The 19908-nt window shown below is 64.9% G+C and carries 20 protein-coding genes; 10 read left to right on the top strand and 10 right to left on the bottom strand.

Features of this window, described 5'->3' with window-relative positions:
* The 3 genes from Q0L25_RS11685 to Q0L25_RS11675 all read left to right on the top strand — a co-directional run bounded on the left by Q0L25_RS11685 (position 1) and on the right by Q0L25_RS11675 (position 4081).
* A complete protein-coding gene (locus tag Q0L25_RS11685) occupies positions 1-1119 on the top strand; it encodes an HlyD family secretion protein (protein WP_296614416.1) in 1119 nt (372 codons plus the stop codon).
* The gene (locus tag Q0L25_RS11680) at positions 1116-2525 is read left to right on the top strand and encodes an efflux transporter outer membrane subunit (protein ID WP_367184123.1); all 1410 of its coding nucleotides are present in this window, start codon (positions 1116-1118) and stop codon (positions 2523-2525) included. Before Q0L25_RS11685 ends, Q0L25_RS11680 begins: the two co-directional genes overlap by 4 nt.
* 107 nt (positions 2526-2632) lie before the next feature.
* Positions 2633-4081: an ATP-binding protein gene (locus tag Q0L25_RS11675; protein WP_296614415.1), complete on the top strand. Its 1449-nt coding sequence runs from the start codon at positions 2633-2635 to the stop codon at positions 4079-4081.
* A gap of 111 nt (positions 4082-4192) precedes the next feature.
* Here Q0L25_RS11675 and kynA read toward each other — a convergent pair whose 3' ends face one another.
* From kynA to Q0L25_RS11660, 3 genes are all read right to left on the bottom strand, one after another.
* Entirely contained in the window at positions 4193-5002 is an 810-nt protein-coding gene (gene kynA / locus Q0L25_RS11670; protein ID WP_296614413.1) for a tryptophan 2,3-dioxygenase, read from the bottom strand.
* Positions 4999-6192: a kynureninase gene (gene kynU, locus Q0L25_RS11665; protein WP_296614411.1), complete on the bottom strand. Its 1194-nt coding sequence runs from the start codon at positions 6190-6192 to the stop codon at positions 4999-5001. The genes kynA and kynU overlap by 4 nt, the downstream gene beginning before the upstream one ends.
* Before the next feature lie 193 nt (positions 6193-6385).
* Entirely contained in the window at positions 6386-7081 is a 696-nt protein-coding gene (locus tag Q0L25_RS11660; protein ID WP_296614409.1) for a hypothetical protein, read from the bottom strand.
* A 53-nt stretch (positions 7082-7134) separates the two neighbouring features.
* On the opposite strand from Q0L25_RS11660, the gene Q0L25_RS11655 reads away from it, so the two are divergent.
* On the top strand, positions 7135-7833 hold the full coding sequence (locus tag Q0L25_RS11655) for an NAD-dependent deacylase (protein WP_296614407.1): 699 nt from the start codon (positions 7135-7137) through the stop codon (positions 7831-7833).
* Positions 7834-7953: 120 nt separating this feature from the next.
* Here the strand turns inward: Q0L25_RS11655 and era are convergent, their stop codons facing one another.
* The 3 genes from era to lepB are packed head-to-tail and all read right to left on the bottom strand — an operon-like array spanning position 7954 to position 10440.
* On the bottom strand, positions 7954-8847 hold the full coding sequence (era, locus tag Q0L25_RS11650) for a GTPase Era (RefSeq protein ID WP_296614405.1): 894 nt from the start codon (positions 8845-8847) through the stop codon (positions 7954-7956).
* On the bottom strand, positions 8844-9521 hold the full coding sequence (rnc, locus tag Q0L25_RS11645) for a ribonuclease III (RefSeq protein ID WP_296614403.1): 678 nt from the start codon (positions 9519-9521) through the stop codon (positions 8844-8846). The genes era and rnc overlap by 4 nt, the downstream gene beginning before the upstream one ends.
* 28 nt (positions 9522-9549) lie before the next feature.
* Entirely contained in the window at positions 9550-10440 is an 891-nt protein-coding gene (gene lepB / locus Q0L25_RS11640) for a signal peptidase I (protein WP_296614401.1), read from the bottom strand.
* Positions 10441-10571: 131 nt separating this feature from the next.
* Here lepB and pgi point away from each other — a divergent pair, with 131 nt between their 5' ends.
* Together pgi and gorA are read left to right on the top strand one after the other, a co-directional pair.
* Positions 10572-12062 carry a glucose-6-phosphate isomerase gene (pgi, locus tag Q0L25_RS11635; RefSeq protein ID WP_296614399.1) on the top strand — a complete coding sequence of 497 codons (1491 nt, stop codon included), beginning with the start codon at positions 10572-10574 and terminating at the stop codon, positions 12060-12062.
* 90 nt (positions 12063-12152) lie between these two features.
* Positions 12153-13502, top strand: a complete 1350-nt coding sequence (gene gorA, locus Q0L25_RS11630) for a glutathione-disulfide reductase (RefSeq protein WP_296614397.1) — start codon at positions 12153-12155, stop codon at positions 13500-13502.
* A gap of 233 nt (positions 13503-13735) precedes the next feature.
* Here the strand turns inward: gorA and Q0L25_RS11625 are convergent, their stop codons facing one another.
* Positions 13736-14566 carry a TauD/TfdA family dioxygenase gene (locus Q0L25_RS11625; protein WP_296614394.1) on the bottom strand — a complete coding sequence of 277 codons (831 nt, stop codon included), beginning with the start codon at positions 14564-14566 and terminating at the stop codon, positions 13736-13738.
* Positions 14567-14638: 72 nt separating this feature from the next.
* On the opposite strand from Q0L25_RS11625, the gene Q0L25_RS11620 reads away from it, so the two are divergent.
* Positions 14639-15295: a Crp/Fnr family transcriptional regulator gene (locus tag Q0L25_RS11620; protein ID WP_296614392.1), complete on the top strand. Its 657-nt coding sequence runs from the start codon at positions 14639-14641 to the stop codon at positions 15293-15295.
* A 200-nt stretch (positions 15296-15495) separates the two neighbouring features.
* On the opposite strand, the gene Q0L25_RS11615 is transcribed toward Q0L25_RS11620, so the two are convergent.
* On the bottom strand, positions 15496-16152 hold the full coding sequence (locus Q0L25_RS11615) for a winged helix-turn-helix domain-containing protein (RefSeq protein WP_296614390.1): 657 nt from the start codon (positions 16150-16152) through the stop codon (positions 15496-15498).
* A gap of 71 nt (positions 16153-16223) precedes the next feature.
* Between Q0L25_RS11615 and Q0L25_RS11610 the strand changes: the two genes are divergently transcribed.
* The 3 genes from Q0L25_RS11610 (at position 16224) to Q0L25_RS11600 (ending at position 18434) form a co-directional block, all read left to right on the top strand.
* The gene (locus Q0L25_RS11610; protein WP_296614388.1) at positions 16224-16529 is read left to right on the top strand and encodes an NIPSNAP family protein; all 306 of its coding nucleotides are present in this window, start codon (positions 16224-16226) and stop codon (positions 16527-16529) included.
* Positions 16526-16873 carry an antibiotic biosynthesis monooxygenase gene (locus tag Q0L25_RS11605; RefSeq protein ID WP_296614387.1) on the top strand — a complete coding sequence of 116 codons (348 nt, stop codon included), beginning with the start codon at positions 16526-16528 and terminating at the stop codon, positions 16871-16873. Before Q0L25_RS11610 ends, Q0L25_RS11605 begins: the two co-directional genes overlap by 4 nt.
* 127 nt (positions 16874-17000) lie before the next feature.
* The gene (locus tag Q0L25_RS11600; protein ID WP_296614385.1) at positions 17001-18434 is read left to right on the top strand and encodes a GH1 family beta-glucosidase; all 1434 of its coding nucleotides are present in this window, start codon (positions 17001-17003) and stop codon (positions 18432-18434) included.
* A 421-nt stretch (positions 18435-18855) separates the two neighbouring features.
* On the opposite strand, the gene Q0L25_RS21805 is transcribed toward Q0L25_RS11600, so the two are convergent.
* Both Q0L25_RS21805 and Q0L25_RS11595 read right to left on the bottom strand, forming a co-directional pair.
* Complete coding sequence (locus Q0L25_RS21805; RefSeq protein ID WP_367184121.1) at positions 18856-19104, bottom strand: hypothetical protein; 249 nt, start codon at positions 19102-19104, stop codon at positions 18856-18858.
* A gap of 32 nt (positions 19105-19136) precedes the next feature.
* Positions 19137-19808, bottom strand: a complete 672-nt coding sequence (locus Q0L25_RS11595; RefSeq protein WP_296614383.1) for a transposase — start codon at positions 19806-19808, stop codon at positions 19137-19139.
* Between the last annotated feature and the right edge of the window lie 100 nt (positions 19809-19908).

Below are 19908 nucleotides of genomic sequence, written 5' to 3'. Positions count from 1 at the left end.
ATGAGCGACCAACCGCTGCCGGACAAACCCGTTGCCGACGCCCAGGTCGATCCGGCACCATCGAGCTGGCGCCCACCCGCCAAGTCGCGCGCCGCCGTGGCGGCAATCATCGTGCTCGCGCTCTGTGCGATCCTCGCCATCCTCTATGCCTGGCGGTTGCCGCCCTTCGCCGGGTGGTCGGAAATGACCGACAATGCCTATATTCGCGGTCGGGTCACGATCATCAGTCCGCAAGTCAGCGGCTACGTCACTCATGTCACCGTCCAGGACTTCGCCGAAGTCAAAGCGGGACAGGTGCTGGCGACGATCGACGACCGCATCTATCGCGCCCGCGTCGCCCAGGCCGAGGCCAATGTCGCCGCCCAGCAAGCGTCGCTCGCGAATTCGGCGCAAGCGCAACGCTCGCGCGAAGTCGCGACTGAGGCGCAGAATGCCGGCATCGCCAACGCCCAGGCACAATTGGTCAAGGCAGAAGCCGACATGCGCCGCGCCCGGGCGCTGGTCGCCGATGGATCGATCTCCGCGCGAGAATTCGATCAGACGCGCGCGGCGTTGCTGGCTGCCCAAGCGGGCGTGCGTCAGGCCCAGGCCAGCCGCGCGATCGGTACCCAGGACGTCCGCACCGTGGTCGTCGGACGCGCCGGCCTGCAGGCTTCGGTCGAGTCCGCCAAGGCGCAGCTCCGCCTCGCGCAGATCGATCTCGACAACACGATCATCCGCGCGCCGGTCGATGGTCAGCTTTCGGAAATCGGCGTGCGCGACGGCGCCTATGTCACCGCCGGCACGCAATTGCTGTCGATCGTGCCGCACAATGTCTGGGTGATCGCCAATTACAAGGAGACGCAGACGCGTGACATGGCGGTCGGTCAGCGCGCCACCTTCAAGGTCGATGCGCTCGGAGGAGCCCAGTTGACCGGCCGCATCGAAAACCTGTCGCCGGCGGCAGGCTCCGAGTTCGCGGTGCTCAAGCCCGACAATGCGACTGGCAATTTCGTCAAGGTCGCGCAACGCATCGCCGTGCGCATCGCGATCGATCCGGGCCAGGCCGCGGCGGCGCGGCTCAGGCCCGGCATGTCGGTGGAGGTCAGCATCGACACGCGTGGCGGGCCGCAACGATGAGCATGCGACACGCCGGATTGCTGTTTACAATAGCGCTCGCATCCTGCGCCGGCCCTCCGGTGAAGACAGCCGCTGTGCGGCCGGTGGCGCCGCCACCGGCATGGCACACCGATGCCGGGCCGGTCGCGCCGATCGACCGTGCCTGGTGGCAATCGTTCGGCGATCCGACCATGGCCGCGCTGGTCGACAAGGCATTGGCCAATAATAATGACATCGCGATTGCCATGGGTCGGGTGCGCGAGGCGCGCGCCAATCTGGCCTTGGCGCGCGCGCAGCTCTTGCCGACGATCGATGCCGGCCTCACCGGTGGCCGGTCGCGGTCGGTCAGCCCCTTCGGCCAGCCCTCCGAACAGAATGCTGCCCAGCCGCAAGTCCAGGCCGCCTACGAAGTGGATCTGTTCGGTCGGTTGGCCGATAGCAAGGCGGCGGCGCGCGATGCCTGGTTCGCCAGCCAGGCCGCGCGCGATTCGGTGCGGCTGTCGGTCGCCGCCGCAGTGGCGAGCAGCTACATAGCGTTGCGCGGGCTCGATGCTCGCCTCGCGGTCGCGCGGGCGACCGTTGCCGCGCGGTCGGAGTCGCTGCGGCTCGCCAAGTCGCGGGTGGGACGCGGTTATTCGCCCAAGCTCGAATTGCAGCAGGCCGAGGCCGAATATGACGCCACCGCCCAGATCGTTCCGCAAATCGAACTCGCCATCGCGCGCACCGAGAATGCGCTCAGCCTGCTCACCGGCGAGACTCCCCAGGCGATCGATCGCGGCCTGCCGCTCGACCGCCTGACGGTACCGGCGATCCCGGATGGCTTGCCTTCCGAGCTGTTGCGGCGAAGGCCAGACGTCGCGCAAGCCGAATTCCAGCTCGCGGCATCGGACAAATCCCTGTCGGCGGCACGCAAGCGTTTCCTGCCCCAGGTCCGGTTGAGCGCATCGGCTGGCGCGGCGTTTTCCACATTGCTCGCCGATCCCATCACACTCTGGTCGATCGGCGGCAGTGTCCTGGCGCCGCTGTTCGAAGGCGGCCGGCTGACCGCGCAAGCGGAAGCGGCGGGCGCGCAACGCGACCAGGCGGCGTTCGCCTATCGCCGCGCCGCGCTGACCGCGTTTCGCGAAGTCGAGGACGCTTTGGCCGGTGCCAAGCGGCTCGACGAGCAAGTAGGGCTGGCGCGTGCGCAGCAGGACGCGCTGGCCGAAGGGTTGCGGCTGGCGACCAACCGCTATCGCGAAGGCTATTCGCCCTATCTCGAACAGCTCGATGCCCAGCGCGGACTGCTCGGCGCGCAATTGTCGTTGATCCAACTCCGCGCCGATGCCCTGACCGCACGGATTCAATTGTTCCAGGCAATGGGCGGTGGCTGGCAGCGATGCCCGACGGCGGGAGACACCTGCGTTCCGGAGATCGCCGGCTATTGAGGCATCGATCCCCTTCCCTGAAAGCGAAGGGCTTAAGCACATAATCCGCAGCTTTTTTCGCCACTACGGCTTGCCCTTCCACCGCCGTTGCCATCATGCGCGGGGCAATGACGTTTCAGATCGATATGGGGATCGATTCGAGCGGCCGGCCGGCATGCGTCGATCTCGAGGAACTTCTCGCCACCCGCTTGCTCGTCCAGGGCAATTCGGGATCGGGTAAGTCGCATCTGTTGCGCCGCCTGCTCGAAGGCAGCGCGCGCCAGGTGCAGCAAGTGATCGTCGATCCCGAGGGCGACTTCGTCACTCTCGCGGGCCCTTACGGCCATGTCGCGATCGAGGCGGTCGATTATTCGCTGGCCGAGATCACGCGCTTCGCCGCGCGCTGCCGCGAGCACCGCACCTCGGTAGTGCTCAGCCTGGAAGGGCTGGAGATGGAGGGGCAGATGCGTTGCGCGGCGACCTTCCTGTCCGCCTTGTTCGATGCGCCGCGCGACTATTGGTACCCCGCGCTCGTGGTGATCGACGAGGCGCAGATTTTCGCGCCCGCCGCCGGTGCCGAAGTGGCCGAAGACGTCCGCCGCGCCTCGCTCGGGGCGATGACCAATCTGATGTCGCGCGGGCGCAAGCGCGGGTTGGCCGGGATCATCGCCACGCAGCGATTGGCGAAACTATCGAAGAACGTCGCCGCCGAGGCGAGCAACTTCCTGATGGGGCGGACCTTTCTCGACATCGACATGGCGCGCGCCGCCGATTTGCTCGGCATGGAGCGACGCCAGGCCGAAACGATCCGCGATTTGCCGCGCGGCAGTTTCCTGGGACTGGGCCCTGCTGTAGCGAGGCGCCCGGTGACCATCCGCATCGGTGCCGTCGAGACCAGCGCGCGCAGTTCGAGCCCCAAATTGGTGCCGCTCCCCGACCAGAGCCCGGCCGAGGATATGCGCGACTTCATCCTGGCGCCGGTCGAGGAAGCGTTCGCGCTGCCGCTGGCGCCCCCGCCCCCACCGCGCCCGGCCCCCGCGGCGGAACTGCTCGAGGCATTGGCGGCGACGCCCGCGCCCGAGCCCGAGGATGCCGACCCCGTCGATGCCGATGCGGTGATGGCCGACGCGCTGCACGGGATCGTCGCCGATCCCGACAGCGCGCTGCGTCCCGCCGCCGCCTTGTTCCAGGATTTTCAGGTGCGCTGCCGGATGGCGGGCCTGCGCCGCATTGCGCTCGACCCGTCGAGCTTCGCGCGCCGGCTGGCCGCGGCGCGAGCGGGAATCTACCAGCCCGAGGACGAGCAATGGGCGCCGGCGATGACCGCCGCCGCCGCGGTGCCCGACGAGATGCTCGGCGCCTTCCTGCTGATCGCGCGCGCCGCGCGCGAGAACGCGCCCTGTCCGAGCGACGAGGAGATCGCGCGAATCTATGGCACCAGCTCGCTCGGGCGCGCGCGCCGCGTACTGGCCTATATGGAGGATCGCGACGTGATCGTGACGCGCACCGATCTGTCGGGACGACGCTCGGTGACAATTCCGCGTTTGGGGTGGACGACCGCCTCGACCGACGCGTGAGGCGAGTATCTCTCCCCTCCTGCTTGCGGGAGGGGCTGGGGGAGGGTCTGTCACCCACTCGATGCATTGGAACACGCCCTCCCCTAACCCCTCCCGCAAGCGGGAGGGGAACTACAGCTCCGTCCGCACGTGCCACAGCTCTGGAAACAACTCGACCTCGAGCATCCGGCGCAGATAGGCGACGCCTTGCGTCCCGCCAGTGCCGCGCTTGAGGCCGATCACGCGCTCGACCGTGGTGACGTGGTTGAACCGCCAGCGCCGGAAATAATCCTCGAGATCGACCAGCTTCTCGGCCAGCTCGTAGAGTGGCCAATGCGTATCGGGATCGCGATAGATCTCCGCCCAGGCAGTGCGGAGCTTGTCGCTTTCGTTGCGTTGCTCGCAAAGATCGGCACGCTCCGGACCGACGTCAAAGCCGGAGCGCGCGAGCAGGCGGATCGCCTCGTCATACAGGCTGGGCCGCGCCAGGATGCCTTCCAGTTCGCGCATGATTTCGGCTCGGTGGGCGTGAGGCTTGAGCATCGCCGCATTGCGATTGCCGCAGAGGAATTCGATCGCGCGATATTGGTGCGACTGGAACCCCGACGATTGCCCGAGATCGGCACGGAATTCGGTATATTCGCTCGGCGTCAGCGTCCGCAAAACGTCCCACGCGCCATTGAGCTGTTCGAGGATGCGCGAGACCCGCGCCAACATCTTGAACGCATGCGGCAGCTGGTCGTTGGCGATGGCATCGCACGCCGATTCGAGCTCGTGCACCGCGAGCTTCATCCACAGCTCCGACGTCTGGTGCTGGATGATGAACAGCATCTCGTCGTGCGCGGCCGAGCGCGGCTGCTGCGCGCCGAGGATCAGGTCGAGGCGCAGATAGTCGCCATAGGCCATCTTGCCGGCAAAGTCGGTTTCAGGGGTATCGGTCATGTCACTTTCGATCGCGTCGCATAGGCGGGATCATCCCACAAGCGCTCGGTCATCACGCGTTCGAGCACCTTCGCTGCCGCCACGGTATCCTCCTCCGACAGATAGAGGGGGGTGAAGCCGAAGCGGATCAGGTCGGGCGCGCGGAAATCGCCGATCACCTCATTGGCGATCAGCGCCTGCATGATCGCATAGCCTTGCGGGTGGCGGAACGAGACCTGGCTGCCGCGTGCGTGCGGATCGCGCGGTGAGGCGAGCGCCAAATCGGGGCAGCGCGCCTCGACCTCGGCGATGAAGCGCTCGCTCAGCCGGATCGAGGCGGCGCGGACATCGGCCATGTCGACCCCCTCCCAGGCATCGAGCGCGGCATCGAGCACCGCCAGCGCGAGCACCGGCGGCGTGCCGACGCGCATCCGCTCAACGCTGGCATGCGGGCGGTAGTCCAGGTCGAAGGCGAATGGCGCCTCATGTCCCATCCAGCCCGACAGGATCGGCCGCGCGGTCTCGGCAAAGCGCGGTGCGACATAGATGAAGGCCGGCGCTCCGGGGCCGCCATTGAGATATTTATAGGTACACCCGACCGCGAAATCGGCATCGGCTGCGGTCAGATCGACCGGCACAGCACCAGCCGAATGCGCGAGATCCCACACCGTCACCGCGCCCGCCGCATGGGCCTTGGCAGTCAGGGCCTTCATATCGTGGCGGCGGCCGGTGCGGTAATCGACTTCGGTGATCAGCGTCACCGCGACGCTTTCGTCGATCGCGTCTGCGACGTTCTCGGGTGCAACCAGCCGCAGTTCGAGCCCGCTGCCAAGCGCCTGGATCAACCCGCTGGCGATATACAGGTCCGAGGGAAAATTGCCGGTATCCGACAGCACCACCTTGCGCTCGGGCCGCAACGTCAGCGCCGCGGCAAGAGCCTGGAATACCTTGACAGACAGCGTATCGCCGGTCGCGACGCTCCCCTCCGGCGCGCCGATCAGCCGTCCGATGCGGTCACCGACGCGGCGGGGCAGCCCGATCCAGTCGGCGCTGTTCCACGCCCGGATCAACTGCTCGCCCCATTCGCGCGTCAGCACCTCATGCACTCGCGCCTCTGCCGCGAGCGGCAGCGGCCCAAGCGAATTGCCGTCGAGATAGAGCACGCCCTCAGGCAAATGGAACAGCCTTCGGGTCGTCGCGAAATCGGTCATTGAGTCTCCGTAACTATCCTATCGCGGGCGCGGCGACCTCGGCTTCGCACACGCGGTTCGGTGCGGCGTACCAACCAGAAGCCAACGCCGCTGTCGACCTCGATCGCGAGCAGCCGCTTGCCTGTCGACCGGCCGATCCGAGACACAATAACCTGTTGCTGAAGGCGGAGGCCGAGCGATCAGGAGGTGTCAGCTATCCCGCCGCCTTTCGGTAGCGGTGTTCGATCCACCAGTCGTTCTGCCAATCTTCGTAACCTAGCAGCGATCCCTGCAGCCGCTCCAGCGCGTCGTCCCATTCCGCTGTGCCGTTTACGATTGACGCCTCATATGCGTCGATGCGCCATTCCTCGCCGGGCAACGCGAAGTAGACCCTCCTAAATCCTTCCAGGTCGGGGCATCGCGTCTTAAGTTCGGGCATCGGCGTGTCGACGATCCGGCAAGTGATCCTCCCTGATTGGATGAAAGGCTCGAACGGTGCGAGAAGGTCTTCGAACCATTTCGACGGGTAGAATTCGCTGAATGTCGCGAATGGCTTTCGTCCCTCCAGCATCAACGGGAGCTCGAAGTTTGTATGAATCATGTAGGGGACGCCGTCGCGCAATGTTGAAGGCCGAGCGATCCCCGTGTAGATAGGATCTGGCAAAACGGGTGGTCGGCAAAGCTTACCAATGCGTCGGATGTCCCGACGCGAGAGCCGTTGATAGTCTCTTTCCAGGCAAAGGTTATCGTCGCTGTCGGGGGCTAGTACGCTTCGCAGGCTCTCAAGGTCCGAAACCCAGACCCGCCATTCTACACACACGGTTTCGGTTGCTGGATCAAATCCTTGGAGGACAAATTTCTCGGCGCCGAGATTTTCAGTCTTCGACCCAGCGCTGTCTTTTGTGGCCATTCATTATCGATAAGGAGGCCGACAAAGAAGTTCCAGTCGGCTAGATCTCGTTTGTGAGCGACATTCGCAACATCGTCGTCCTGACCGGCGCGGGCATCTCCGCCGAAAGCGGCATCGCGACGTTTCGTGGGCCGGGCGGGTTGTGGGAAGGGCATCGCGTCGAGGATGTCTGCACACCGCAGGCGTTGGCGCGCGATCCCGAGTTGGTGCATCGCTTCTACGACCTCCGACGTGCCGCGCTGGCCGAGGTGGAGCCCAATGCGGCGCATCATGCGTTGGCGCGGCTTGATGCCGAGTGGCCGGGTGAGTTGCTGATCGTCACGCAGAATGTCGACGATCTGCACGAACGCGCAGGGGCCAAACGGCTGCTCCATATGCATGGCGAGTTGAATTCGGCGCTGTGCGCGGCATGCGAGCACCGGCAGGCGTGGGAGGGCGCTATGCCGCCGGGCACCGTGTGCGCTTCGTGCGGATCGCCGTCGGTGCGGCCCGACATCGTGTTCTTCGGCGAGATGCCCTACGCGATGGACGTGATCGAGCGCGCGATCTCCCGCGCCGATTTGTTCGTGTCGATCGGGACGTCGGGCGCGGTCTATCCGGCGGCGGGGTTCGTGCAAACTGCCAAATATCACGGCGCGCGGACGCTGGAGCTTAATCTCGAGCGGTCCGAGGGGAGCGCGTGGTTCCATGAGAGCCGGTTGGGGCTGGCAGGGTTGTTAGTGCCGGAATGGGTGGAGTCGGTGCTGGCGTAGCAACACTCGTCGTTCCACCTCACCCCACTCGTCATCCCAGCGAAAGCTGGGATCTCAAGCCGCATCGCGTAACCGCGCGAAACCCCAGCTTTCGCTGGGGTGACGGGAGGACGGAGGAGGCTAATCCACCCAATCCAGCCCGATGTCGCGATAGACCTCGCGGTCCTCGTCCCAACCCGGCTTCACCTTGACGTGCAGGTAGAGGTGCACCGGGCGATCGAGCAGTTCGTTCAACTGCGCGCGTGCCCTGGCCCCGATCTCCTTGATCCGGCTGCCGCCCTTGCCGAGCACGATCGCGCGCTGGGTCGGGCGCTCGACCAAAATCTGCTGGCGGATCTCGACCGATCCGTCCTCGCGTTCCTGGAAAGCCTCGGTCTCCACCGTACTGGCATACGGCAATTCGGCGTGGAGCTGGAGGTAGAGCTGTTCGCGCGTTACTTCGGCCGCCAGGGCGCGTTCGGTCGCGTCGCTGACCTGGTCCTCGGGGAAATGCCACGGCCCCTCGGGCATGTTGTAGGCGAGCGCCTTCTTGAGCTCCGGCAATCCGTCGCCGGTCGAGGCCGAGACGAAGAACGTCTCATCGAAATGCGTGATCGCGTTCAACTTCTCGGCATGGATGAGCAAGCGCGCCTTGTCGGCGATGTCGACCTTGTTGAGCACCAGGAACTTGCGCTCCGGACGTGGCGCGATGCTTTCGACGATCGGCACCACCTTGGGGCCGAGCCCGCCCTTGGCGTCGACCACGAGCGCGATCAGGTCGGCGCCCTCGGTCCCGCCCCAGGCCGCCGCGACCATCGCGCGGTCGAGCCGGCGTTGGGGCTCGAATATGCCGGGCGTATCGACCAACAGGATCTGCGTCTCGCCCTCGATCGCGACGCCAAGGAGCCGCGTCCGGGTGGTCTGCGCCTTGGGGCTGACGATCGCCACCTTCTGCCCGACCAAAGCATTGACCAGCGTCGACTTGCCGGCATTGGGGGCACCGAGCACGGCGACGAGACCGCAATGTTGCGTCATGGCTGCACCTGGGCGAGGAGCATGCGGGCGGCCGCGGTTTCCGCTTCCTGCTTGTTCGATCCTTCGGCTTCGGCACTGGCGAAGCTGCCAAGCGACACGCGGACGGTGAAGCGCGGCGCGTGCTGCGGGCCGGATCGCGTGACGACTTCGTAGGCGGGCGCTTTGCGGTTGTGCGCGGCGGCCCATTCCTGCAGCGCGGATTTGGGGTGTTGCGGCGCGCGGGCATCGGCATGGACCCGATCGGCCCAGTGCTTGCGGACGAAATCGCGCGCGGGCGCGAACCCCGCGTCGAGATAGAGCGCGCCGATCAGCGCCTCCATCACGTCGCCCAGCACGTTGTCGCTATCGGCGGCGCCATCATCGCGTGCCTGCTTGCCGAGACCGAGGAACGGCCGAACGCCGATCTCCCGCGCGACAGCGGCGCAGACCGGACCGGTAACCAAAGCGTTGAGCCGTTTCGACAGGCTGCCTTCCGGCTCATCGGCGAACAATTCGTACAACCATTCGGCCATGGCGAGCCCGAGCACACGGTCGCCTAGAAACTCGAGCCGCTCGTAATTCGCGCTCGCCTGACTGCCATGGGTCAGCGCCCGCTCGAACCGGGCGAGATCGGCCGGCGCGCGCCCGAAGGTCGCCGCGATCCAGCTACCAAGATCGGTATCCTTGTCGCTCACGATGTCGCCCCCCGGTTATCGGGAGAGGTCAAAAGCCCTGTCCCAGCCGGCTCCAGCGCGCCGCGGTGAACCATGTCCAGGGCAGCAGCCATTGCGCATTGCCGTCGGTCGACCAGAAGGTGACGACCGCCTTGCCTTCCAGATTCTCCAGCGGGACCATGCCGATCGCGCCATTTTCCTGCGCGGGAAAGCGGCTGTCGCCCGAATCGTCGCGATTGTCGCCCATCAGGAAAACGTGGCCGGCGGGCACGTTATAGACGTCGGTATCGTCGCGATCGGGGAATTCGCCGCGATCGAGCACATTGTAGCTGACCCCGTTGGGCAGGGTTTCCTTGAACTGCATGTAGCGGCAGATCGGCTTGCCCGCGCTGTCGGCGGCCTGGAATTCCGCCGGGCATTCCTTGCCGGCCGGATAGTTGGGCGTGAGCGGAATGACGAAATCGGCGACGCGCACCTTCGGCACCGCCACACCGTTCAGGATCAATTGGCCATGGCGCATCTGGATCGTGTCACCGGGCAGGCCGATGACGCGCTTGATATAATCCTGGTCGTTGCCTGGCGGCGCCTTGAACACGACCACGTCGCCCGGAGTCGGGTTGCGGCCGAAGATGCGCCCCGGGATCAGCGGTACGCTGAACGGCAGCGAATGCTTGGAATAGCCGTAATTCCATTTCGAGATGAACAGATAGTCGCCGATATAGAGCCGCGGCAGCATCGACTGCGACGGGATCGAGAAAGGCGAGAACAGGAAGCTGCGGAAGATCACGACGACGAGGACCAGCTTGACGATAAAGCTGAGCGTGTCCTTCCAATCCTCTTCCTTCTTGGGCTTCTTCACGGCGGGCGCAGGCGTGCCGGCGGATGCCACAACGGGATCGGGCGCGGCGTCGGACGGGCTCGCCTGAGGTGTATCGGTCATGGCGCGCGGTTTGCGCATGCAGCCAGCGCGCGTCAAGCATACGTATGACCGTGGCGCGGCGGCCTGGTTCCTTGAACGGGACGCCCGGAACGCCCATTGAGGCCCCGGAGTCGAACAAGGAGCGCATAAGCATGGCCGACTGGAGCGAGATCGAGGCGCTGAAGCGCATCCCCCTGACCAAGCTGTTCGCCGACGATCCCGAACGGCTGGGCAAATATTCGGCCGATGTCGCCGGCATCCATTTCGACTGGTCGAAGACCCATCTGACCGACGAGGCGATCAAGGCGTTCGAGAAACTGGCCAAGGCAAGCGACCTGGCCGGCAAGCGCGAGGCGTTGTTCTCTGGCCAGGTGATCAACGTCACCGAGAATCGCGCGGTCACCCATACCGCGGAGCGCGGCGAAGGTTCCGCTGACGATGTCGCCAAGGCGCAGGCCCTCCATGCCCGGATGCGCGCGCTGATCGACGCGATCGAGGGCGAGGCGCTGGGGCCGATCCGCCACGTGCTGCATGTCGGCATCGGCGGCTCGGCGCTAGGCCCCGATCTGCTGGTCGACGCGCTGGGCCGCGAATCGAACCGCTACGACGTCGCGATTGTATCCAATGTCGACGGGCTCGCGCTCGAGGAGGCGTTCAAGCGGTTCGACCCGAGCGCGACGTTGCTAGCGATCGCCTCCAAGACCTTCACCACGACCGAGACGATGCTCAACGCCGAAAGCGTGATCGAGTGGATGCAGGCGGGTGGGGTCGAGGATCCCTATGGCCGCGTCGTCGCGCTGACCGCCGAGCCCGACAAGGCGATCGAATGGGGCGTCGACGAGACGCGTATCCTGCCCTTCGCCGATACGGTCGGCGGACGCTATTCCTTGTGGTCGTCGATCGGTTTTCCGGCGGCGATCGCGCTCGGCTGGGACGCCTTCTCCGAACTGCTCGAGGGGGCGGCGGAAATGGACCGCCATTTCCGGCTTTCGGCGCTGCACGAGAATGTGCCCGCGCTCGCCGCCTTCGCCGACCTGCTCTACACCCAGGCCTTCGGCTGCGAGACGCGCGGCGTGTTCTGCTATGACGAGCGGCTGCGGTTGCTGCCGTCCTATCTCCAGCAGCTCGAAATGGAATCGAACGGCAAGGGCGCGACGATCGACGGCAAGAAGGTCGGCCGGCCGACCGCGCCGATCACCTGGGGCGGGGTCGGCACCGACCAGCAGCATGCGGTGTTCCAGTTGCTCCACCAGGGCACGCATCTGGTTCCGCTCGAATTCATCGGCGTGATCGAGCAGGCCGATACGCTTAACGAGGATCACCACCGCAACCTGCTCAACAACATGTTCGCGCAAGGCGCCGCGCTGATGAAGGGACGCGAGAATCCCGAGGATCTCGCCCGCGCTTATCCCGGCGACCGGCCGTCGACGACGCTGCTGCTCGACGTGCTCGATCCGCACACCCTTGGCGCGCTGATCGCCTATCACGAGCATCGCGTGTTCGTGTCGGGCGTGTTGCTCGGGATCAATTCGTTCGACCAGTTCGGCGTCGAGCTCGGCAAGGAAATGGCCAAAGCCGCCGCCAAGGGCGAGGGCGATTTCGACGTGTCGACCGCCGACCTGATCAAGCGGGCATTTGGCTAACAGCCCGTCATCCCAGCGAAAGCTGGGATCTCAGGCGGGGAAATTCGGCACGAGACCCCAGCTTTCGCTGGGGTGACGATTGGAAAAGACATGACTGACTACGACTACGACCTGTTCGTCATCGGTATCGGATCCGGCGGCACGCGCGCGGCGCGGGTCGCGGCGGCGCATGGCGCGCGAGTCGCGGCGGCGGAGGAATATCGCGTCGGCGGCACTTGCGTGATCCGCGGCTGCGTGCCCAAGAAATTGCTCGTCTATGGCGCGCATTTCGCCGAGGATTTGATGGACGCGCGGCGCTTCGGTTGGGACGTGCCGGCCGATTGCAAGTTCGACTGGAAGACGCTGACCGGCAACGTGTTCGAGGAAGTCGACCGCATCAGCAAGGCGTACAACACCACGCTCGACAACCATAAGGTCGAGGTGATCAACGAGCGCGCCGAGCTGACCGGCCCCAATTCGATCCGCTTGGCATCGGGCCGCGAGGTCACCTCCAAGTACATCTTGATCGCGACCGGCGCGCGGCCGCACATCCCGACCTGCCCCGGCCATGAATATGGCATCACCTCGAACGAGGCGTTCCATCTGGAAAGCGTTCCCAAGCGCATCCTGATCGCGGGCGCCGGCTATATCGCCAACGAGTTCGCCGGCATCTTCCACGAATTCGGCGCCAAGGTGACGCTGATCAACCGCAGCGACCAGATATTGCGCGGCTATGACGAGCAGATCCGCGACCGCCTGCTCCAGATCAGCATGATGAAGGGGATCGATTTCCGCTTCAACGCCAAGTTCGAAGGGATCGAGAAGCAGGCGGATGGCTCGCTCAAGGTCTCGATGTCGAACCACGCGCCGATCGAGGTCGATTGCGTAATGTTCGCGACCGGCCGCGTGCCGAATACCGAGAATCTCGGGCTCGATGCGGCGGGTGTCGAGCTCAACGAGAAAGGCGCGATCCGGGTCGACGATGACAATCGCTCGAGCGTCCCCAGCATCTTCGCGGTCGGCGACGTCACCGACCGCATCCAGCTGACCCCGGTCGCGATCCGCGAAGGCCAGGCGTTTGCCGATACGATCTTCGGCAACAAGCCGACCCGTGTCGATTATCATTGCGTCCCCGCCGCCGTGTTCAGCCATCCGCAAATGGCCGGCGTCGGCCTGACCGAGAGCCAGGCCAAGCAGAAATACGGATCGGTCAAAGTCTATGTCAGCGACTTCCGCCCGATGAAGAACGTGCTGGCCGGCCGCAACGAGCGCGCGCTCTACAAGATGATCTGCGACGGCGAGACCAACAAGATCCTCGGCATCCACATGATCGGCCCCGAGGCGGCGGAAATCCTGCAGGCCGCCGCGGTCGCGGTAAAGGCCGGCCTGACCAAGGACGCGTTCGACCAGACCGTGGCGCTGCATCCGACAATGGCGGAGGAACTGGTGCTGATGAAGTAGGAGGCGGGGCAAACTCCCCTCCCGCCTGCGGGAGGGGTTGGGGGAGGGTCTGTTATCCCTCCGCCCGTTGAACACGCCCTCCCCTAGCCCCTCCCGCAAACGGGAGGGGAAGAGCCGAAAGGCTCTTATCGCCGCTCCACCGTGCTGCCACGCCGTCAGACGGACCGGCTACGCCGGTCCGCTGCCCGACGTGACGAGTCCTGGATTTGCCGCAGGCAAATCCAGGCCGTCCGCTACGACAGCGCCACTCCCGAAATCGTGATCCGGTGCATCAGCCGGCGGTGCCCCTGATAGTCGTTCATTGCGCAGTGCCAGGTCGAGCGATTGTCCCAGATCGCGAGCGAGCCGGGCGCCCATTGCAGACGGCATTGGAATTCGGGCTTCATCCCGACGCTGTAGAGATATTGGAGCAGCGGCATGCTCTCCTCGCGCGTCCAGCCTTCGAAATGGAGCGTGAAGGCCGGATTGACGTAGAGGATCTTGCGGCCCGTCACCGGGTGACGGATCACCGCCGGATGGACCGCGGCGGCGTGGACGTCGTGGCCCTTGAGATCGGCGGCTTGGTCGGTCTTCGCGTAAATGCCGTCATGGCCGTAAATGTGGTCGGCCGAATGCACCGCGCGCAGGCCCTCGAGCGTCGCCTTCAGCCCATCCGACAGCGAGTCATAGGCCGCCCCGAGGCTGGAAAACAGCGTGTCGCCGCCGGTCGGCGGAGTTTCGCGCGCCAGCAGGATCGATCCCATCGCCGGCACCTGGTCATAGCTGTGATCGGTATGCCAGCCGCCGCCGATATTGGTGGTCTGGGTTTCCGCCTTGCGCACCTCGGCGATCTCGGGATGGCCGCCATTCGCGGGAAAGTAATTGTTGATGTCGATCGTGCCCCAGCGCCGCGCGAAGGCGATGTGATCCTCGGGCGTCAGCTCCTGGTCGCGGACGAATAACACGCCACGTTCCGCGACCGCCGCCTTGAGCGCGTCGATACCGCTGTCGTCGAGGTCCCGCAGATCGATGCCGCTGGCTTCGGCGCCGCAATGATCGGCGATCGGACGAATCTGGATGGTCATATGTCCTCTCCTTCGCCGATCCAATTACCGGACGGCTTGCGGCCCAATTGCTACGATCGTAGCAATTGAGCGATGGAATCCCTGGAAGTCCTGCGCCGCGGCCGCTGGTTTGCCACGCTCGACCCCGCGCTCGCTGCCGAACTGATCGCCGCGGGGCGCGTCGTCGCGCTCGATGCCGGGCAATGGATCTATTCCGAAGGCGACGAGGAACCCGGGCTGTGCCTGGTGGTCGAGGGCGTGCTGCGGCTGGAAGCGAGCGTCGGTCCCGACCGCGACGTGCTGATCGGGCTGGCGGGTCCGGGTCAGGCGATCGGCCAGTCGCGGCGCTTCGGCGGCGGACGGCGGATCGTAACGGCGCGTGCGCAGCGCGCGGCGCGCGTGCTGTTGATACCAGACGCCGCCTTGCCAGGGATCGCGGCGCGCCAGCCGGGCGCGTGGCCGGCGACGATGGCCTTGCTCTACGATCAGCTCGACGTCGCGGTGCACAACGCCGCGCTCAACCTCTGCCTGTCGCCGCGCGAGCGCGTCGCGGCACGGCTGGCGCAACTGGCCGACGACAAGGGTGAGGTCCCCGCGACGCAAGCCGATCTCGCCGAAATGTGCGGGCTCAGCCGGAAATCGGCGAGCGGGCACATCCTGGCGCTGGCGGAACGCGGCTGGGTGGCGCCGGGATATCGGTCGTTGCGCGTACTCGACACGGCGGCACTACGAAGGGTTGCCGGGATTTAGGACGTATCGACGCTGCGATTCTCCCCTCCCTGCAAGGGAGGGGATCAAGGGGTGGGTTGAGCGCCGGGCGAGGCTCGATGCCTCGTCCGGTGCTGTTTGCCGACAGGTCCATGAGTCTCTTGGGCGCGCAGACGCGCGCACCCACCCCCAGCCCCTCCCTTCAAGCAGGGAGGGGAGTTCGAAAGCTGAATGTCGACACCCTAAAGCCCGAACAGCCGGTCGAATGCCGCCGCGCCGCGCTGGCCAAAATCGATTACCCTGCCCTCGCCGCGCCGCGCCCAGCCCTCGTCGAGCGCGCGGCTCAATATCTGCGCGCCGAGCGCGCCGCCAAGATGATGCCGCCGCTCGCTCCAGTCGAGGCACGTGCGGCAGAAGGGCCGCCGCCCATCCCCGCGCACGAAGCCGCGCTCGGCGAACCACAAGCGGCCGGCATCGGTCAGGCCGTGGTCGACCATCATCCCCGCGTCCGCGAGTTTCGCCGCCACCGCCACCGCGCGCGCGCCAGCGAGATGGTCGTAGCACACCCGCGCCTCGCGCAGCGCGGGGTCGCGCGGCCCCGTGCGCAGTCTGACCGCGCCGGTGCGCTGCGCCAATTCCATCAGCGCCTCGATCGCGGTGGCCACGTCCGGCCCCGACAGCCGCAAATAGCGATGTCGCCCCTGTTTCTCCGCGGCGAGCAGCCCGGCGGTCTCCATTCGCGCGATATGCCCGCTGGCGGTCGGCAAGGTGATGCCCGCGACCTGCGCCAGCTCGCTCACCGTCAGCGCGCGCCCGTCCATCAGCGCGGTCAGCATGTTGGTGCGCGCGGGGTCGCCGATCAGCGCGGCGATTTCGGCGATATAGGGGCCTTCTCTCATGGTTCGATCTGTACCGAACCATCGCCGCCGCCGGAATCGCTAAAGTGCCCGCACACTTTGGAGAAGACCGAATGATCACCTGCTTCATCCGCTACGATATCGAGCCATGGGGCCGCGACCCCTTCGTCGATTATGCCCGCATTTGGGGCCAGGCGATCCCCGAGTGCGGCGCCGATCTGATCGGCTATTTCGCCCCGCACGAGGGATCGGCGACGACGGCTTATGGCGTCTACACCATCGAGAGTCTGGCCGAATACGAAGCGTATCGCGCGCGGCTCAAGGACCATCCGCTCGGCCGCAAGAATTTCGCCTTCGCGCAAGGCGAGCGCTTCATCCGCCGCGAGGACCGCCTGTTCCTGACCAGGGTAGACCGATGATCGCGGTGATCTTCGAGGTCGAACCCGCCGAGGGGCAGCGCGACACCTATCTCGACATCGCCGCGCGACTGAAGCCCGAACTGGAGGCGATCGACGGGTTCATCTCGGTCGAGCGGTTCGAGAGCTTGACCAATCCGGGCAAGATGCTGTCGCTGAGCTTCTTCCGTGACGAAGCGGCGGTAGCGGCGTGGCGCAACACCGGGGACCATCGCCGCGCGCAGGCGGCGGGGCGTGGCGGCGTGTTCGCGGAGTACAGGCTGAGGGTGGCGCGAGTGCTGCGGGACTATGGGATGGCGGAGCGGCAGGAAGCGCCGGGGGACAGCCGGGCGGCGCACGGGATTTAGCAGCGATCGTTGCCGTGCCGTCATACAAATATAGCGTTGACTATTGTTTTCGCGCGCTCTTTGATCGGCTCGATCACCCTGTTTGTGCCATTGCGGCCGAGACAATGGGGAGGCGGGAGAGGCGAGCATGCGCAGGCGTGAATTCGTACTGGCGACGGGCGCGACGATCGCGGCACCCGGGCTGATCGCGGCGTCGAAGTCCGGGGCGCAGCCCGCCATGCCGGCCTTCCCACCCGATTTTCTGTGGGGCGTGGCGGCATCCTCCTATCAGATCGAAGGCGCGGTAAACGAGGACGGCCGCGGAAAGTCGATCTGGGACACCTATTGCCGCCAGCCCGGCAACATCGCGGGAAACGCCAATGGCGACATCGCGTGCGATCACTATCACCGGTATCGCGAGGACGTGGGGCTGATCAGCCAACTCGGCGCGCGGACCTATCGCTTCTCGATTGCCTGGCCGCGGATCCAGGCCGAGGGCCGTGGCGCGGCCAACCCCAAGGGTCTCGATTTCTATTCACGGCTGGTCGACGAATTGCTGGCCAAGGGCGTCGCGCCGATGCCGACCCTGTTCCACTGGGATTTGCCGCAGGCGCTGCAGGATGCCGGCGGCTGGCAGAGGCGCGACACCTGCGATCGGTTCGCCGATTATGCGCACATCATGGCGGAGCATCTCGGCGATCGCGTACCGCGCTGGATCACGCATAACGAGACCTTCATGCATCACGTTTTGGGCCATGTTCTCGGCGTCAATGCGCCGGGGCTGAAGCTCGATATGCCGCAATCCTTTCCGGTGGCGCATCACTTGCTGTTGTCGCACGGCAAGGCCGTCCAGGCGCTCCGCGCGACGGCGAAGCGCAAGGCGCAGATCGGCATCGCCCAGAATCTGGCGATGGTGCGCCCGGCCGATCCGGCGCGGGATGAGCCTGCCGCGCAGGCCATGACGCTTTATTATTGGGGATTGCACGTCGATCCGCTGCTGCTCGGCCGCTACCCCGCGGAATTGCCGGACGCCCTCACCGCGACGGCCGTGCGGGACGGCGACCTCAAGATGATCGCCCAGCCGCTCGATTTTCTCGGCGTCAATTATTACAATACCAACTTCATGCGCGTCAGCCCGCCGGGCAGCGCCCAGCCGATCGAGGAAGCGCCGCCGCCGGCGAAATTCAAGCGCACCGAGATGGGCTGGCCAGTCGACCCGCAAGGCATGACCGACGTGCTGATAGGGTTACGCGACCGCTACGGCAGCGCGTTGCCCCCGATCGTCATCACGGAAAACGGCGCGGCCTTCGCCGATAGCGTCGCGCGGGGCGCGGTGCATGACGCCGACCGGATCGCGTTCCTCGACGCCCATATCCGCGCGGTCAGGAAAGCGATGGATGCCGGTATCGATGTGCGCGGCTATCTGGTGTGGTCGATCCTCGACAATTTCGAATGGGCCGACGGCTATGGACCACGCTTCGGCTTGGTGCGCGTGGATTACGCCACCCAACGCCGCACGCCGAAGGATTCTTACCATTGGTATCGCAGGCTGATCGCGGAGCAGGCTGGGGCCGTGAAATGACGGCGGACATTAAGAGGTCGCCTCCGCGAGAAGGTCGCGATAGAGCACATAGTCGGCGCTTTCGTCACCGTAGCCGTAATTCTGTAATTCCGTAATTCCGTAATTCCGTAATTCCGTAATTCCGTAATTCTTCGCTGCTATTTGTACTTTTCAACAAAAGACATCAGGTCTTTTAGATCTCGCAGATCTAGCCATCTGGATCCTAGCGCAGACCAAATCTTCATTTGCCGTTTAGAGATATTCTCCGAGTGAGGTAGCAACCCCTTCTGGTCAAAATCATTTAAATCCTCAATCAAACCATTAAGAAATGGCAATCCTTCCGCTTGCTTTACGAACGCAATGCAACCCATGAAGTCGCCAAATACCAGGTCTGCCGATTCAACCCAATAATTACTCAATAATCTCTTCAAGTACCAGTGATTCATTTTTCCACGTATCCTGTTAATACCGAAAAATCACCCCCATCATAAGTTCTATTTGGCACCAGGATAAATACTCCGGTAGAACCTTCACTTACCCTTCCTCTGCTATCCATAATTCTACCAAGGGGGATAGGCGAAGTAAACTTCACGACCAACGATGGCCCCGGAGCCTCACTCATCAGCCAACCATATATTCTGGCCTTATTATCTCTTACGGCCTCTTTAAGGGCGGCTCGGGCTAACCCCAAATCATAAAATGTCTAATTACGGTGACAGTTTACTAAATACACAAAACTTTCGCCTTCGGCCCCCGCTTCTGCGGAACGAGCACCCGGCCGGTCAGCTTCTCGATCTCCTCAACCCAGTCGCGCGCGCCGATCGGCCGTCCGGTCGTTTCCGCTTTTCGTAACATCTGCCATGGCTCGGTGTAATCCGCCGGGGATCCCAGGAGCGCAGCGAAGTCGCCATATCGTTCAAGCGCGGGGCGCACGGCGACCAGCGTATCGTCCTGCCCCGCGAGATGCGCGCGAACACTCGACCATTCCCAGTCCTCAGCCCGCTCGACCAGTCGCGCCCGCACTGGGTTGAGCGCGACATAGCGTATAGCATGCGCCAGATGCTCCTCGTCCATCACGACGGCACCGAAGCGCCCCTGCCAGAGATGGCCTGTCCATCGATGCCGCGCATTGATGAAGCCGGTGTAGCGGCGATGAGCATCGGCAAAGGTGCGGCGCAGGCCATCCTCATCCGACGGCACGACAATGAGATGAACGTGGTTGGGCATCAGGCAATACGCCCAGACCTCCGCGCCCGCGCGCTGCGCCGCCTCCGCGAGCAGGTCGCGATAGAGCACGTAGTCGGCGCCTTCGAAGAACACCTGCTGCCGGCGATTGCCGCGCTGGGTCACGTGATAGGGATAGCCGGGCAGCACGAGGCGAGGAAGACGAGCCATGGCGCAACTCTATGCGCGTTCGGTGCTCGGGGGTGACGAACTGGCTCCAATTTGGTGGTTTTAGTAAACTGGCACCGAAATCATGGCACCGAAATCACCA

Source organism: Sphingomonas sp., assembly GCF_024508665.1.
Lineage (GTDB): Bacteria > Pseudomonadota > Alphaproteobacteria > Sphingomonadales > Sphingomonadaceae > Sphingomonas.
The sequence above is the reverse complement of the archived record's forward strand: the minus strand, read 5'-3'. Positions and strand labels throughout refer to the sequence as shown.